Source organism: Marinobacter manganoxydans MnI7-9, assembly GCF_000235625.1.
Classification (GTDB): domain Bacteria; phylum Pseudomonadota; class Gammaproteobacteria; order Pseudomonadales; family Oleiphilaceae; genus Marinobacter; species Marinobacter manganoxydans.
Genome location: NZ_AGTR01000015.1, coordinates 75245 through 90831, shown reverse-complemented (window position 1 = coordinate 90831; position 15587 = coordinate 75245). Strand labels below are relative to the sequence as shown.

General features: G+C 57.8%; 13 protein-coding genes. 7 read left to right on the top strand and 6 right to left on the bottom strand.

All coding sequences use genetic code 11. The features are described from left to right. Positions 1-115: 115 nt before the first annotated feature. Positions 116-922 carry a 3',5'-cyclic-AMP phosphodiesterase gene (gene cpdA, locus KYE_RS04445; RefSeq protein WP_008170828.1) on the top strand — a complete coding sequence of 269 codons (807 nt, stop codon included), beginning with the start codon at positions 116-118 and terminating at the stop codon, positions 920-922. Here the strand turns inward: cpdA and metE are convergent. Then, positions 916-3195 (bottom strand): 5-methyltetrahydropteroyltriglutamate--homocysteine S-methyltransferase, encoded by a 2280-nt coding sequence (metE, locus tag KYE_RS04440; RefSeq protein WP_008170826.1) that lies wholly within the window; start codon positions 3193-3195, stop codon positions 916-918. The genes cpdA and metE overlap by 7 nt on opposite strands. 119 nt (positions 3196-3314) lie before the next feature. On the opposite strand from metE, the gene KYE_RS04435 reads away from it, so the two are divergent. The 3 genes from KYE_RS04435 to KYE_RS04425 all read left to right on the top strand — a co-directional run bounded on the left by KYE_RS04435 (position 3315) and on the right by KYE_RS04425 (position 6034). Further along, on the top strand, positions 3315-4205 hold the full coding sequence (locus KYE_RS04435; RefSeq protein WP_008170824.1) for a LysR family transcriptional regulator: 891 nt from the start codon (positions 3315-3317) through the stop codon (positions 4203-4205). A 46-nt stretch (positions 4206-4251) separates the two neighbouring features. Then, entirely contained in the window at positions 4252-4644 is a 393-nt protein-coding gene (gene gcvH / locus KYE_RS04430; RefSeq protein ID WP_008170823.1) for a glycine cleavage system protein GcvH, read from the top strand. Between the two features lie 193 nt (positions 4645-4837). Further along, the gene (locus KYE_RS04425; RefSeq protein ID WP_008170821.1) at positions 4838-6034 is read left to right on the top strand and encodes a class I SAM-dependent rRNA methyltransferase; all 1197 of its coding nucleotides are present in this window, start codon (positions 4838-4840) and stop codon (positions 6032-6034) included. A 54-nt stretch (positions 6035-6088) separates the two neighbouring features. Here KYE_RS04425 and KYE_RS04420 read toward each other — a convergent pair whose 3' ends face one another. Further along, positions 6089-6745 (bottom strand): HAD family hydrolase, encoded by a 657-nt coding sequence (locus KYE_RS04420; protein WP_008170819.1) that lies wholly within the window; start codon positions 6743-6745, stop codon positions 6089-6091. 172 nt (positions 6746-6917) lie between these two features. Here KYE_RS04420 and KYE_RS04415 point away from each other — a divergent pair, with 172 nt between their 5' ends. The 3 genes from KYE_RS04415 to KYE_RS04405 all read left to right on the top strand — a co-directional run bounded on the left by KYE_RS04415 (position 6918) and on the right by KYE_RS04405 (position 11134). Next, positions 6918-7448, top strand: a complete 531-nt coding sequence (locus KYE_RS04415; RefSeq protein ID WP_008170817.1) for an RNA pyrophosphohydrolase — start codon at positions 6918-6920, stop codon at positions 7446-7448. Between the two features lie 15 nt (positions 7449-7463). Beyond that, positions 7464-9770, top strand: coding sequence for a phosphoenolpyruvate--protein phosphotransferase (gene ptsP, locus KYE_RS04410; protein ID WP_008170816.1), 2307 nt, complete (start codon positions 7464-7466; stop codon positions 9768-9770). Between the two features lie 122 nt (positions 9771-9892). Further along, positions 9893-11134, top strand: a complete 1242-nt coding sequence (locus KYE_RS04405; protein WP_008170814.1) for a patatin-like phospholipase family protein — start codon at positions 9893-9895, stop codon at positions 11132-11134. Between the two features lie 53 nt (positions 11135-11187). On the opposite strand, the gene hslU is transcribed toward KYE_RS04405, so the two are convergent. The 4 genes from hslU to argS all read right to left on the bottom strand — a co-directional run bounded on the left by hslU (position 11188) and on the right by argS (position 15479). After that, positions 11188-12516 carry an HslU--HslV peptidase ATPase subunit gene (gene hslU, locus KYE_RS04400; protein WP_008170812.1) on the bottom strand — a complete coding sequence of 443 codons (1329 nt, stop codon included), beginning with the start codon at positions 12514-12516 and terminating at the stop codon, positions 11188-11190. Positions 12517-12528: 12 nt separating this feature from the next. Further along, complete coding sequence (gene hslV, locus KYE_RS04395) at positions 12529-13059, bottom strand: ATP-dependent protease subunit HslV (RefSeq protein WP_008170810.1); 531 nt, start codon at positions 13057-13059, stop codon at positions 12529-12531. Between the two features lie 90 nt (positions 13060-13149). After that, positions 13150-13788, bottom strand: coding sequence for an SPOR domain-containing protein (locus tag KYE_RS04390; protein ID WP_008170809.1), 639 nt, complete (start codon positions 13786-13788; stop codon positions 13150-13152). Between the two features lie 5 nt (positions 13789-13793). Beyond that, positions 13794-15479, bottom strand: coding sequence for an arginine--tRNA ligase (gene argS, locus KYE_RS04385; RefSeq protein WP_008170808.1), 1686 nt, complete (start codon positions 15477-15479; stop codon positions 13794-13796). Positions 15480-15587: the final 108 nt, after the last annotated feature.

Genomic DNA, 15587 nt, shown 5'->3' with positions numbered 1-15587 from the left:
GTCTAAGCCTTGCCAGAATGTGACCCGGGTTCGATTCGAAAGTGATAAATCTGTGAATCGGCGTCGTACACTTGTTATCAGACCACGTATTGCCAGCGAGTAGATCCAGAACGCCATGACCACGAAGGAAAAAAACCGGCCACTGCGGGTACTGCAGCTGACTGATCCGCACCTGATGGCGCGTGCCGACGGAGATCTGTTGGGCGTTAGAACCCGGGAAAGCCTGCAGGCGGTTATTGCAGAGGTATTGAAAGTGCACGGTCAGCCGGATCTGATTCTGGCTACCGGGGATCTCGCTCAAGACGGGTCGGTGGAAGCGTACCGAGTCTTTGGTGAGAGCCTGAAGTCTTTCTCCTGTCCCTCAGTCTGGATCGCTGGTAATCACGATCATATCGATAACCTGCTCCAGGTTTCTCGCGAGTACAACGCTTCTGATCGTCACGTGATTCAGGGTGGCTGGCAGTTTGTGATGCTGGATTCCTCTGTGCCCGGCAAGGTTTTCGGCGCTTTGGCTGAATCCGAACTGGCGTTCCTCTCGGAGACGCTTGAGCAACATCCGGACATACCGGCAGTGATTGCACTCCATCATCATCCGGTGGATATCGGCTCCGACTGGATGGAGAAAATTGGCCTAACCAATCGCGATGCGTTCTGGCAGGTGCTAGATCGATTTCCTCAGGTCAGGATCGTGTTGTGGGGGCATATCCATCAGGAGCACGAGCGCGAGCGCAACGGCGTGCAGCTGTTGGCCACGCCGTCCACCTGCATCCAGTTTACTTCCGGTTCCAGTAAGTTCTCGGTTGAGGATTTACCGCCCGGTTACCGCTGGTTCGAATTCCACGATTATGGCGACTTCGCAACGGAAGTCCGCCGGGCCGAGGATTTCCAGTTCGAGCTGGATCAGAACAGTTCCGGTTACTGAATACTTTCTCTGAGTTCCCGAGCGGCGGCGACCATGCCTTTCAGGGCAGGGCGGACCTCCTCCCACTGACGGGTCTTCAGGCCACAGTCTGGGTTCACCCATAGCCGCTCTGCTGGTATCCGCTCTGCCGCCTTTATCATCAATGATCGAATCTGCTCGCTGTCGGGAATATTCGGCGAGTGTATGTCATAGACACCGGGCCCGATGTCGTTCGGGTAATGGAAACCACGGAAGGCATCGAGAAGCTCCATGTCCGACCGGGAGGTCTCGATGGTAATCACATCAGCGTCCATCCGGGCGATGGCTTCGATAATGTCGTTGAACTCCGAATAGCACATGTGGGTGTGGATCTGGGTTTCGTCTCGAACGCCGTTGGCAGATATCCGGAATGACTCGATGGCCCAGTCCAGATAGTTCTTCCAATCGGCTTGCCGCAGCGGCAAGCCCTCCCGAAGGGCGGCTTCATCGATCTGGATAATTCGGGCGCCCGAGGCCTCCAGATCCAGCACCTCCTCCCGGATGGCCAGTGCCAGTTGAAGGCAGGTCTCTCGCCGTGGCTGGTCGTCCCGCACGAACGACCAGTTGAGGATGGTGACAGGTCCGGTCAGCATGCCCTTCAGAGGCTTTTTCGTGAGCGACTGGGCATAGCGGATCCATTCGACGGTCATGGCTTTCGGGCGAGATATGTCTCCGAACAGGATGGGTGGTTTCACGCATCGCGAGCCGTAGGACTGAACCCACCCGAACTGACTGAAGGCATAGCCGTCCAGTTGTTCGCCGAAATATTCGACCATGTCGTTTCGCTCGGCTTCGCCGTGAACAAGCACATCGAGCCCCAGGGCCTCCTGCTCGACAATGCAGCGACGAACCTCTTCGCGAATCCGGGCGTTGTATTGCGGCTCCGTTAGCTCACCCTTTCGGAACTGCAAGCGGGTCTGGCGGATATCCCGTGTTTGGGGAAAGGACCCGATGGTGGTTGTCGGGAAGCGGGGTAGGCCAAGCTTCCGTTGCTGTATGGCGATGCGGTCCGGGAAACGGCTTTGCCGCTGACCGAGTGCCGGACTGACGTCGGCGAGACGGGCCTGCACAGAAGCGCTGTGAACTTGTTCGGATGTTGCCCGACTGTTGACGGCTACCGTCGATTCCGCCAGTTGTTCGCGAACGGCCGCTCTTCCATTACTCAACGCTGTGGCGAGAGTCTTCAGTTCATCCAGTTTCTGGACGGCGAATGCCAGCCAGCTGCGGATTTCCGGGTCAAGCTTGTCTTCACTCGTTAGATCGACAGGCACATGAATCAGTGAGCAGGATGGCGCGAGCCAGAGACGATTCCCCAACTTTTCATAGACCGGTTCGAGCCAGTCGAGGGTCTTCTCCAGATCCGATCGCCAGATATTCCGGCCATTGATAACGCCCAAAGAAAGTTGCTTGTGGGGCGGTAGCCAGTCGACCACACGGGGGACTTCCTGTGGCGCACTGATGGCATCGAGGTGCAATCCGGCCACGGGTAATTCACAGGCCAGCTGCAGATTTTCTCGCAATTCACCGAAGTAAGTGGTTACCAACAACTTCGGCGTGCTTGTCTTGAGGTGGTGATAAGCGAGGCTGAAGGCGTGGCGCCAGTCCGCATCCAGGTCGGTCACAAGCGCGGGTTCGTCTACCTGAACCCACTCAACGCCACGGTCTGCTAACAGTTCCAGAAGCTCTGAGTACACGGGCAGTAAAGACTCCAGCAGCAATAGTCGGTCGCTGTCGTCTTTGGCTTTGCCAAGCCAGAGATAGGTGACGGGGCCGATAATCACCGGCTTTGGTGTTAATCCTTGGGCTCGCGCCTCGTCGATCTGATCGATTAGTCGGTTGCCATTGAGTCGAAAGCGGGTGTTTTGGTGGAACTCGGGCACGATGTAGTGATAGTTGGTGTCGAACCATTTGGTCATTTCCCCTGCCTGAACACCACAGCAGGCTGATTCCTGCCCGGAACGCCCCCGGGCTACCCGGAAATAACGGTCGAGTTCGCTGCCTTTGGTGTCGTTCACCCGCTCAGGCAGGTTGCCCAGGGTGACACTCATATCCAGTATCTGATCGTAAAAGGAGAAGTCTCCGACGGGCACTCGGTCCAGTGGGCGTTGGTTCTGCCAATGCCTGCGCCGGAGATCGGCACCGGTAATCTGCAGATCCTCCTCGTTTATCCGGCCTTTCCAGAAGGCTTCCTGGGCAAACTTCAGCTCGCGGCGGGCCCCGATTCGTGGGAAGCCGAGATTGTGGGTGGTTACCATGGTGTGTCCTCTGCTTGATTTCGTGATTTTGAAGAAAGTGCAGAATATCCACCTGGCGGAATGAAAAATAATGGTATTATTTCAGAGATCAATGAATATTGCTCATGCGAAGGGTGATAATGATCGAGCGAAGCCATCTGGAAATTCTCCGGGCAGTGAATCAGCAGGGGTCTTTGACGGCGGCCGCCGAGTGCCTGCACTTGACGCAATCTGCCCTCAGCCATTCCATCCGTAAGCTGGAACACCAGTTGGGTACCGACGTCTGGGTGCGGGAAGGGCGGCAGTTGCGACTGACCCAGTCGGGGGAATACCTGCTTTCGCTGGCCAACAGGCTGCTGCCGCAGATGGAGCACGCGGAGATGCTGATCGGCCAGTTTGCCAGGGGGCAGCGTGGCACGCTGCGTATCGGAATGGAGTGCCATCCCTGCTATCAATGGCTGTTGAAAGTAGTCGGGCCCTATCTGGAGGGCTGGCCCGGGGTGGATGTGGATGTAAAACAGAAATTCCAGTTTGGCGGCATTGGCGCCCTGTTCGGTCACGACATCGACATGCTGGTAACTCCGGACCCCCTGCAGCGCCCGGGCCTGGTTTTCGAGCCGGTGTTCGACTACGAGCAGGTGTTGGTGGTGGCCGCGGACCATGCTCTGGCGGACAAGGCCTGGGCTGAACCCGGGGATCTGGAGAAAGAAACCCTGATCACCTACCCGGTGGAAATCGAACGTCTGGATATCTACACGCGGTTCTTGCTTCCGGCCCACGCCAGTCCCGCGCGGCACAAAACCATCGAGACCACCGATATCATGTTGCAAATGGTTGCGGCAGGGCGCGGGGTGGCCGCGCTCCCACGCTGGCTGGTCGAGGATTACGGTACCCGGATTCCGGTTCGGCCGGTTCAGCTCGGGGAAACGGGGATTCCGAAACAGATCTTTTTGGGACTTCGTGAGCGGGATCGGGAGGTGGATTACCTGAATTCGTTCATGAAGCTGGCACGTGAGGTTCGCTGGAATTAACCTCTTCAGTTAAACTGCGCAAAAAATTCGTTCAGGAAACCAGACTATGAGTGAGATACCCGCAGACCTGAAATACATTGAGACCCATCAATGGGTTCGCGTGTCAGACGATGGCACGGCGACTGTCGGTATTACGGATTTTGCCCAGGAGCAACTGGGTGATGTGGTATACATCGGTGTTCCGGATGTGGGCGCAACGGTTAACGGTGGAGAGGAAGCCGGAGTCGCTGAGTCTGTGAAGTCGGCTTCGGATGTGTTCAGCCCGGTGACCGGTGAGGTTATCGAGGTGAATGAGAGCCTTGAGGACGAGCCGGAGAAGGTCAACGAAGATCCCTACGGTGACGGCTGGCTTTACAAGGTGCGGCTTGAGGATGCTGGTGAGCTGGATGGCCTGATGGATTCTACAGCTTATGCGGAGCATGTGGCGGCCGAGGAATAACACTTCCGCTTGGGAGGCTGGCCTGACGGGGCGGGCCTTCCAAAACACGCTGTGAATACGTCCCTGTACGCTTGGCTCCGCCATCCCTGGCTCCGCACAGTTTTGGAAGGCCCGCCCCGTCAGCCCGTCATACATCGGTATCAGTTTCAACTCATCTTGTATAATCCCTGTCTTTCCTTTCCAGGTGGTCTTTATGAATTTTCCGGTTCTGTATCTTCGAAAAGGCGCAGAGCGCCGTCTCCGTGCTGGCCATCTATGGGTTTACAGCAATGAGGTGGACACCCGCCGCAGTCCGCTGACGGAATTCGAGGCCGGTGTTCAGGCGGAGCTTCGGGCGTCGAACGACAAGCCTCTGGGTACAGTGTTCGTTAATCCCCATGCGCTGATTTGTGGCCGGCTGATCAGTCGGGATCCGGGCCACGGTATGACGCCCCAGCGGTTGACCCAGCGGATGGAGGCTGCGCTTGCGCTCAGAGAACGGCTTTTCGACAAGCCGTTTTACCGTTGGGTGTTTGGCGACAGTGACGGGCTTTCGGGGCTGGTGATTGACCGGTTTGATTCCACGGTGGTGGTGCAGATTTCCACGGCCGGTATGGAAGCGATGAAGGAGGCAGTTGTTCGGGCAGTCCAGCGGCTGGTGCACCCTGAGGCGATCATCCTCAAGAACGATGGCAAGATGCGCAAGGTGGAGGGGCTGGATACCTACGTGGAGCAGGCCCATGGCGCTGCGGTGAGTCTGCTGGAGGTGGAGGAGAACGGTGTCCGGTTCGAGGTGCCGTTGGAAGGCGGCCAGAAGACGGGCTGGTTTTACGATCATCGGATGAACCGTGCCCGTTTGCAGGCCTATGCGCCGGGCAAGCGGGTGTTGGATGTGTTCAGTTATGTCGGTGGCTGGGGCATTCAGGCCGCTTGTGCCGGGGCCACCCAAGTGACCTGTGTCGACAGTTCGGCCGGTGCCATTGATTCGGTTCACCACAACGCCAGGCTCAATGGCCTCGACAATGTGGAAACCATTGAGGGAGATGCCTTCGAGGCCCTGAAGGCGCTGGCGGATGAGAAGGAGAAGTTTGATGTGGTGGTTCTCGATCCGCCGGCACTGATTCCCCGGCGCAGGGACCAGAAGGCGGGTGAAGAGGCCTATGCCCGGCTGAACCAGCTCGGTCTGCGGTTGCTGGAGCGCGATGGGATACTGGTTTCCGCGTCCTGTTCGATGCATCTCTCGCAGGAGAAGCTGGTGGACATCATTCGAGGCAGCGGCCGCAAGATCGACCGCTTTGTCCAGTTGCTCGAGCAGGGGCATCAGGCTCCGGATCACCCGGTGATTCCGGGCATCCCCGAGACCGATTACATCAAGTCCTGCTTTGTACGCTCACTAACAGGCTTCTTCTGAAGCATTTGAAGTCGGGGTCAGATGAAAGCTTTCATCTGACCCCATATTCACATTTCAGCCTCTCAGTGACATCACTTTCCAGCCGTTGTCCCGGGCAAATTGCTCCAGGGTCGGGTCCGGGTCGACGGCTACCGGGTTGTCCACTTTTTTCAGCAGCGGCAAGTCATTGTGGGAGTCGCTGTAGAACCAGGCCCCCTCGAGTGTCCTGTTATGGGCACTCAGCCAGTCATCCAGTCGCGCGACTTTGCCATCCTGAAAGCTCGGAGTGCCGGCCACTTCGCCTGTATAACGGCCGTTGACAAGCTCGGGCTCGGTGGCGATCAGATGTTCTATGCCGAGGGCCTCGGCAATGGGTTCAGTCACAAAACGGTTGGTGGCGGTGATGATCATCAGGGTGTGACCCTGCTCCCGGTGGCTGTCCAGCAGCGTATCTGCAGTGGCCTGCATCATGGGGCGCACTTTTTTCTCCATAAAGGCTTCCCGCCACGCCAGTAGCTCTTCCATGTTGTGACTGGCCAACGGCTGAAGGGCAAACCCCAGGTAGTGCAGGATATCCAGCTCGCCGTTCAGGTATTCCTGATAGAAGCGGTCGTTGGCAAGGCGGTATTCCTCGGCATCGACAATGCCTTCCTCCACCAGAAATTCGCCCCAGGCGTGGTCGCTGTCTCCGGCTAAAAGGGTGTTGTCGAGATCAAAAATTGCGAGCGTCAAGCGGCTACCTCCGGTGATCACAGGGCTTGCAGTAAAACGCCAAGTCTATCATGACCTGTCCCCAACGGCTCCGTTTGCCGAACCCTTGGGATTCTGTAAGAATGAGAGCAACTTGGACAAATCCGACCGGTGAATTTTTGACCGGTCCACCGACTTTTGAGAGGACTGTGCCGTGATCGATTCAGACGGTTTCAGACCCAACGTCGGAATCATTCTGGCCAATCACAGAGGAGAAGTTCTCTGGGCAAGGCGAATAGGGCAGGACTCCTGGCAGTTCCCCCAGGGTGGCATCAAACATGATGAATCGCCCGAGGATGCACTGTACCGGGAGCTTGGAGAGGAAATCGGCCTGTGTGCAAGCGATGTGGAAATCATCAGTTGCACCCGAGGCTGGCTGAGGTATCGACTCCCGAGGAGGATGGTACGCCAAAACTCCCACCCCGTTTGTGTGGGCCAAAAACAGAAATGGTTCCTGCTGAGGATGTTATCGCCGGACGCGCAGGTTTGCGTGGATGGTACGGATTCACCGGAGTTCGACGGCTGGCAGTGGGTAAGCTACTGGTATCCGTTGGGGCAGGTGGTTTCATTCAAGCGAGAAGTGTATCGACGCGCGCTGAGAGAGCTTGCGCCGCGACTGTTCTACAACATGGAGCAGTGGCATCGGGCGGAGCAGAATCGGCGTTTACAGGAACACCAGAAATGACGGACTGACACCGCCATGCTGAGCATTCTGCGAAGTCTAGTACAAGAGGTAAACAGCGCCCGCGATCTGCAGGAGGCGCTGGATATCATTGTATCGCGGGTGCAGAAAGCCATGGGAACCGAGGTCTGTTCCGTCTATCTGCTTGACCCTGCGACCAACCGCTACATTTTGATGGCCACCGAAGGCCTTTACCGCAAGGCGGTAGGCCAGGTGAGCCTGGCTTACTCTGAGGGCCTTGTCGGTCTCGTGGGTTCCCGCGAAGAACCCATCAACCTTGAAGATGCACCGTCCCACCCGCGCTACCGCTATTTCCCCGAGACTGGTGAGGAGCGCTTCCGCTCGTTCCTGGGTGTTCCGATTATTCACCATCGCCGGGTGCTGGGCGTGCTCGTTGTCCAGCAGCGGGAAAGTTCCCGGTGTTTTGATGAAGGCGAAGAAGCCTTTCTGGTCACAGTCTCCGCACAGCTGGCGGGGGTCATAGCCCACAGTGAGGCCACCGGTGCCATCAGTGGTCTGTCCCTGACCGGTGAGGAGGCTCATGATGTCAGCTTCAATGGCGTCCCCGGGGCGCCAGGCGTAGCCATCGGCAGTGGCGTTGTGGTTTATCCGTCTGCCGATCTTGATGTGGTTCCGGAAAAGCCCACAGACGATATCGATCAGGAGCTGGCCCTGTTTGGAGCTTCGGTGAAAGCGGTCAGGGAAGATATCGAGCGGGTTGCCAAGCGGTTGGCTTCGCAGCTGCGTCCTGAAGAGCAGGCCCTGTTCGATGTCTATCTGAGAATGCTGGGTGACGATGCCATGCCTGGTGAAGTGTCGAACAAGATCAGAGAAGGGATCTGGGCCCAGGGCGCTCTCAAGCAGGTGGTCCAGCAGTACATCCGTCATTTCGAGATGATGGACGATCACTACCTGCAGGAACGCGCTGTTGATATCCGGGACCTGGGCCGCCGTCTGCTGTCTCATCTGCAGGAAGGCGAGCAGAAGCACCTGAACTACCCCGAGCGCACGGTCCTGGTCAGCGAAGAGCTGACACCGGCCATGCTTGGCGAGGTCCCCAAGGGGCAGCTGGTGGGTCTGGTGTCGGTCAAAGGCTCCAGTAACTCTCATGTCGCCATTCTGGCACGTGCCATGGGCGTGCCCACTGTTATGGGGCTGGTCGATATTCCCGTAAACCAGCTCGACGGCAAGGAGCTGATCGTAGACGGCTTTGAGGGCCAGATTTTTGCTTCGCCATCGGCAGACCTCCGGTCCTACTACCAGGCGATCTGCGACGAAGAAGACGAACTTATTCGCGGGCTTGAAGTTCTCAAGGACAAGCCCTGTGAAACCACCGATCACCATCGGGTCTCACTTCTGGTGAACACCGGGTTGATGACCGATGTGGTGCGCTCGCTCTCGCACGGTGCCGAGGGTATCGGTCTTTACCGGACCGAAGTTCCCTTCATGATCAAGGACCGCTTCCCCTCAGAGCAGGAGCAGCGAGAGTATTACCGGGAGCAGCTTGAAGCCTTCGCGCCGAGCCCCGTTACCATGCGTACGCTGGATATTGGCGGCGACAAGGCGCTGACCTATTTCCCGATCCAGGAGGAAAACCCGTTCCTGGGCTGGCGGGGTATCCGCGTTACCCTCGACCACCCGGAGATCTTCCTGGTTCAGGTTCGGGCCATGCTCAAGGCCAGCGAGGGATTGAACAACCTCCAGATCATGCTGCCAATGATCTCCAACATCTCGGAGGTGGAGGAGTCCCTGCACTTGATTTACCGGGTGTACCACGAGGTTCGGGAAGAGGGTTACGACATTCACATGCCCAAGGTGGGCGTGATGGTCGAAATCCCCGCTGCCGTTTACCAGATTCGGGAACTGGCGGACAGGGTGGACTTCCTCTCTGTTGGTTCCAACGACCTGACCCAGTATCTGCTGGCGGTGGATCGTAACAATCCCCGGGTTGCCCAGCTCTATCACTCGTATCACCCGGCGGTACTCCAGGCGCTGGTGCGAATCGCCCAGGACGCTCACTCGGTGGGCAAGCCCGTTGGCATCTGCGGTGAACTGGCGGGTGATCCCGGCGGTGCGCTGCTGTTGATGGCCATGGGTTACGATTCCCTGTCCATGAACGCCGCCAGCTTGCCGAAGGTCAAATCGGTGATTCGCAGTGTCAGCCGTGAGTGGGCCATTCAGCTATTGGAAGATGTGTTGTTGCTGGACTCGCCTCACGTGATCAAGAGCTGTGTCGACCTGGCGTTGCGTAATGCCGGCTTCGGCCGTTACCTGCGCCCCGGCAAGTCAACGGCCATGGCGGTATCAGAGGCCGCCGTTTCCTGATCGCAGGTGCGGGTTTGGGCAATATAGGGTGCGCACTCTAAATACGGTTGTTATCTTGAGAATGGAATTATCCGGCGGCCTGCCCGACGGGCCCGCATTCTTAATCCGGAAAAGGGAAGGCTATGAGCTCGCCAATTGACCATAAACCCGCTCCCCGCATCGGGCTTGCCCTTGGTGGCGGTGGTCCTCTGGGCGGCATTTATGAAATCGGAGCGCTCCGGGCGCTGGATGAGGCACTTGATGGTCTCGATTTCAACAACATCGATGTTTATGTTGGTGTAAATGGCGGCTCTTTTGTGGCGGCGAATCTCGCCAACCAGATGACCACGGCGCAACTTTGCCGGATTTTCGTGCGCAACGAGGCGGAAGTGCACCCGTTCCATCCGGAAGTATTCTATCGCCCGGCTTTCCGGGAGATTGGCAGTCGATTGCTGGCAATTCCCGGCCTGGTTTCCACGGCGGTAAGCCGCTTCGTCAACAACCCCTACGATCAGAGTCTGCTGGAAGCCATGACCATCCTGGCCCAGGCAGCGCCGGCCGGGCTGTTTGATAACGAAGGCCTGCATGAGTATCTCAAACGGGCCTTCACCATGCTCGGGCGCACCAATGATTTCCGTCAGCTCAAGCGCAGCCTCTACATCGTGGCTGCCGATGTTGAGAGTACCGAAGCGGTCTGTTTTGGCGCTCCCGGTTTTGACCATGTGCCCATTTCCAAGGCGATTCAGGCCAGCACTGCCTCGCCGGGGTTGTATGTGCCAGTGGAAATCGATGGGCGGTATTATGTGGACGGTACACTGCGCAAGGGTTTGCACGCCTCCGTGGCTTTTGAAGACGGTGCCGACCTGGTTTTCGCCGTGAATCCCCAGGTGCCGATTGACGCCAGTGCGGCGGTCCGGGCCGGCTCCATGAAGCCGGGCGAGCTGACCCGCTCAGGTATGCCAAACGTTCTGTCACAGACCTTCAGGACCATGGTGTACTCAAGGATGCAGTCGGGCATTGCCCAGTATGCCCGGGATTATCCCGACAAGGATATTCTGCTGTTTGAACCCACCCGAGACGACGCCAAGCTGTTCTTCTCCAACGTATTCAGCTTCCAGTCCCGTAGAATGGTGTGTGAGCACGCCTATCAGATGACACGGCGGGATCTTCTGAGTCGTGCAGATCAGCTGGAGCCCAAGCTGGCGAAATATGGCATCAAGCTTCGCCGGGATCGCCTTGAAGACGAGCAGCGGACGATCAGTACCAGTCTATACGGCGAAATGCTGCCACTGTATGTGGCCAAGGGCAGGAAGAAAAAAGCCGAGAAGGGCCGGTTGGCGGGTGGCTTGACTAACGTTTCGCACCTCTTTTCAAAGGCGCAATAATGTTCAGTAGGCGAGGGGGCAGATGACTGTGTCATCTGCCCCCTCGCTCACGCCTACAGAATGTACCGGCTCAGATCCTCGTCTTCGGACAACTCTCCAAGCTTTTCATCGACGTATTCGGCGGTTACCTCGAAGCCATCGGTAACCTTGTCACCGGCATCGAAGGAAAGGGTTTCAAGCAACCGCTCAAGGACGGTATGCAGCCGACGGGCACCGATGTTTTCAGTGCTCTCGTTCACCTTCCAGGCAACCTCGGCGATACGTGCAATGGCATCCTCCCGGAAGGTCAGTTTCACACCTTCGGTCAGCATCAGCGCTTCGTACTGCTGCACCAGGGAGGCATCCGGTTCGGTCAGGATGCGTTTGAAGTCCTCGGGTGTCAGTGCCTGAAGCTCAACGCGGATCGGCAAGCGGCCCTGCAGCTCCGGAATCAGATCCGAGGGCTTGGACAGGTGGAACGCGCCGGAAGCGATGAACAGAATATGATCGGTGCGCACAGATCCGTATTTCGTGCTTACGGTGCTGCCCTCAATTAACGGGAGCAGATCGCGCTGGACGCCCTCGCGGGAAACATCCGACGAGGTATTCTCGGATCGCTTGGCGACCTTGTCGATCTCGTCCACGAACACGATGCCATTCTGCTCGACGGCCTGAATGGCTTTCTGCTTGATCTCTTCTTCGTTGACCAGCTTCGCAGCCTCTTCTTCCTTGGCCCGCTTGAGGGCGTCAGAAACCTTCATCTTCCGTGTTTTTCGCTTGTCGGAAGACAGGTTGGAGAACATGCTCTGCAGCTGATTGGTCATCTCCTCCATGCCCGGAGGCGCCATAATTTCGACTCCTGCGCTGGAATTACGCAGGTCGATCTCGATTTCCTTGTCATCCAGTTCGCCCTCCCGGAGTTTTTTCCGGAACAGCTGGCGAGTGGAGGAGTCGGAACTGCGTTGGCTGTCTTCACCGAAATCCCGGGGCGGCGGGATCAGTGCATCAAGGATGCGCTCTTCCGCCGCGTCCAATGCCCGTTCTTCGTGACGCTTCATTTCTGCTTCGCGCAGCATCTTGACGGCCATATCCGCCAGATCACGAATGATGGATTCCACGTCGCGGCCGACGTAGCCGACTTCGGTGAATTTGGTGGCCTCCACTTTCAGAAACGGGGCATCGGCCAATTTTGCGAGGCGCCGGGCAATCTCGGTTTTACCCACACCCGTGGGACCGATCATCAGGATGTTCTTGGGAGTGATCTCATCGCGCAGGCTGCTGTCCAGCTGCATCCGGCGCCAGCGATTTCTCAGGGCGATAGCCACCGCCCGCTTGGCTTCTTCCTGGCCCACGATGTGTTTGTTGAGCTCGTGGACAATCTCACGGGGAGTCATTGCAGACATGGTCGCTCCGGATCAGTCGTTTTTGGAGAGCACTTCAAGGGTGCGATTGTGGTTGGTGTAGATACAAATGTCGGCGGCGATATCCAGACCTTTCTCAACTATCTCGTGGGCGGACAGGTCTGTGTTTTCCAGTAAGGCCCGGGCTGAAGCCTGGGCAAAGGGGCCGCCAGACCCGATGGCAATCAGGCCCTGTTCCGGCTCAATCACATCCCCGTTGCCGGTGATGATCAGCGAGGCGGTTTTGTCCGCTACAGCCAGCAAGGCCTCGAGCCGGCGCAGCGCACGGTCAGTTCGCCAGTCTTTCGCCAATTCCACCGCAGCCCTGGTGAGGTTGCCCTGGTGTTTTTCAAGCTGGGCTTCGAATCGCTCGAACAGGGTGAAGGCATCGGCGGTACCGCCCGCGAAGCCGGCGATCACCTGGCCGTTGTAGAGGCGGCGAACCTTCCGGGCATTGCCTTTCATTACGGTATTGCCGAGGGAAACCTGGCCGTCGCCACCCATGGCAACTTCGTCATCGCGCCTGACGGAAAGAATGGTAGTCATTTGGGCTCCAATTGCCTGATTGAAATTGGTATCCCGTTGTTATGGAGGCTTCTGGTGCGAATTCAAGGTGTTCGCACCAGGCCCGAAAGATCAGCCTTCCTTGGGGATCTTCCGGACCAGTGGCTGGATATTCAGGGAAACCAGTTTGTCGATAGCAGAATTCATCTGGCTTCTGGATGTAAAAGGGCCAACGTTGACACGGTACCAGACGGAGCCGTTGTCCAGGTCAATCCTCTGGGTACTTGCCCGCAAGCCCTGGAAGGCGATCTGGGCCCGCTGTCGTTCAGCGTCTTCCTTGCTGCGGAACGAGCCGGATTGAAGCAGATAATTGAAATCCGTTTGCGTTGGTCCGGGCGTGTATTCTTCGACTTTGGGCGGTACCACCTCGGATTCCGGCAGCATCTCGTAGAACCGGAACCCGGGCTTGTCTTCTTCCTTGGCTGTTTCCGGAGGCGTCTTTGCAGATTTCTGGGCCGGCTTCTCACTGACCGCTTGCGATTGCGAACCCGGGTTTGCAGGAAGGGAGTTCAGATAAAAGATAAACCCGATGAAGCCGCCCACGGCCGCCAGGGACAGAATCCACTTGAGTGACAAACTGCCGTGCTGGGCACGGGCACTGGCCTTGGGTTTTGGGCGGGCCGCTTTTGGCTTTGTCTGCCTCGCCGGTTTCGTGCGCGACGTGGCCGACGCTTTGGCGGGCCTGTCCTTGCGGGCGTAATCTCGGGACATTCGTGTTACATCTCTTCCGGTGCGCTGACGCCCAACAGGTCCAGGCCGTTGGCAATAACCTGCCGGATGGCAAGGTAGAGGCTGACCCTGGCATCACGAATCGCCGTATCTTCGATCAATACCTTGTGGGCGTTGTAATACGTATGGAACTGGCCCGCCAGGTCCCGCAGGTAGTGCGTGAGATGGTGCGGCTCACGTTGCGCGGCGGAATTGGCAATGAGCTCCGGATACTTGGCCAGCTGGTTGGCCAGGTCCTTTTCCTCGTCAAGCGTCAGCAGAGAGAGGTCGCCAATACATTCGTTGCGACTGCGCTCTACACCTTCCTCGGCCAGTTTTCGAAGCACGCTGCAGATGCGCGCGTGGGCATACTGAACGTAATAGACCGGGTTTTCATTGGTCTGGGAGCGAGCCAGATCGATATCGAAGGTCAATTGTGAATCGACGCGGCGCGCGGCCAGGAAGAATCGGGTGGCATCGCGGCCCACTTCATCAATCAGGTCCCGGACTGTGACATAGCTGCCCGCGCGTTTGGAGATTTTTACCTCTTGGCCGGAGCGGGTCACCATTACCATCTGGTGCAGCACGTAATCAGGCCAGCCTTGAGGAATGCCAGCATTCAGTGCCTGCAAGCCGGCGCGGACGCGGGTAACGGTTGAGTGATGATCGGCACCCTGTTCGTTAATCACGGTGGTGAAGCCCCGTTGCCACTTGTCCAGATGATAGGCGACATCCGGCAGGAAGTAGGTGTAACCACCATCCTTCTTGCGCATGACCCGGTCCTTGTCATCGCCGAACTCGGTGGTCTTCAGCCACATGGCGCCATCCTGCTCGTAGGTGTAGCCATTTTCCTGCAGGCGCTTGACCGTGGCTTCGACCTTGCCGTCTTCGTACAGGGAGGATTCCAGGAAATAGACATCGAACTGAACCCCGAAGGCTTTCAGGTCCAGATCCTGCTCCCGCCGCAGGTAGGCGACGGCGAATTCGCGGATGGCATCGCGGTCCTCCGGATCCGCCTTGGCGGTCACTTCCCGATCGTCTGCAGTAACGGTGTCGCCGGCAAGGTAGGCCTTGGCGACATCAACGATGTAGTCGCCCCGGTAGCCGTCCGCCGGCCAGCTCTCGTCGTCCGGCGTCAGACCTTTCACCCGCGACTGAACTGAGAGTGCCAGGTTATCAATCTGGGCCCCGGCGTCGTTGTAGTAGAACTCCCGGGTCACATCGTAGCCGTTTGCTTCGAGCAGCCGGCAAAGGCAGTCGCCAATCGCCGCGCCACGCCCGTGGCCAACGTGGAGTGGGCCTGTGGGATTGGCCGAAACAAACTCCACCTGAACTTTTTCGCCCTGGCCCTGGTTGTTGCGGCCAAAACGATCGCCTTCATTCAGTATGGTGTTGACCACTTCAAAAGCACTGGCCGTGCTCATAAAGAAGTTGATGAAACCGGGCCCGGCAATCTCCACTTTCTCCACCGCGTTGCTCTGCGGCAGCTTCTCGATAAGCGCCTCCGCCAGTTTGCGAGGCGGGCAACCGGCAGCTTTCGAGGCAACCAGGGCAATGTTGCAGGCATAGTCGCCGTGGGACTTGTCCTTGGTATTGCCCACCTGTGGAGTGAAGGACTGGTCCGCAGGCAGCGTGCCATCGGCTTGGAGTGCTGCCAGTGCAGACTGGAGCAGATCGGAAACGGTCTCTTTCATGCTGTCAGATGACTCGGTTTACAGGAGAATTGGATTCGGGGCAGGAGGCCCGTTGAAAACAGAAGGCGGCTATTATCGCGGAAAGTTTGGCTGCAAGCAAAAGGCTCG

Bases quoted from the DNA above. Each gene is read 5' to 3' on its own strand.
- cpdA (WP_008170828.1), top strand. From the start codon at position 116: ATGACCACGAAGGAAAAAAACCGGCCACTGCGGGTACTGCAGCTGACT.
- metE (WP_008170826.1), bottom strand. From the start codon at position 3,195: ATGGTAACCACCCACAATCTCGGCTTCCCACGAATCGGGGCCCGCCGC.
- KYE_RS04435 (WP_008170824.1), top strand. From the start codon at position 3,315: ATGATCGAGCGAAGCCATCTGGAAATTCTCCGGGCAGTGAATCAGCAG.
- gcvH (WP_008170823.1), top strand. From the start codon at position 4,252: ATGAGTGAGATACCCGCAGACCTGAAATACATTGAGACCCATCAATGG.
- KYE_RS04425 (WP_008170821.1), top strand. From the start codon at position 4,838: ATGAATTTTCCGGTTCTGTATCTTCGAAAAGGCGCAGAGCGCCGTCTC.
- ptsP (WP_008170816.1), top strand. From the start codon at position 7,464: ATGCTGAGCATTCTGCGAAGTCTAGTACAAGAGGTAAACAGCGCCCGC.
- KYE_RS04405 (WP_008170814.1), top strand. From the start codon at position 9,893: ATGAGCTCGCCAATTGACCATAAACCCGCTCCCCGCATCGGGCTTGCC.
- hslU (WP_008170812.1), bottom strand. From the start codon at position 12,516: ATGTCTGCAATGACTCCCCGTGAGATTGTCCACGAGCTCAACAAACAC.
- hslV (WP_008170810.1), bottom strand. From the start codon at position 13,059: ATGACTACCATTCTTTCCGTCAGGCGCGATGACGAAGTTGCCATGGGT.
- KYE_RS04390 (WP_008170809.1), bottom strand. From the start codon at position 13,788: ATGTCCCGAGATTACGCCCGCAAGGACAGGCCCGCCAAAGCGTCGGCC.
- argS (WP_008170808.1), bottom strand. From the start codon at position 15,479: ATGAAAGAGACCGTTTCCGATCTGCTCCAGTCTGCACTGGCAGCACTC.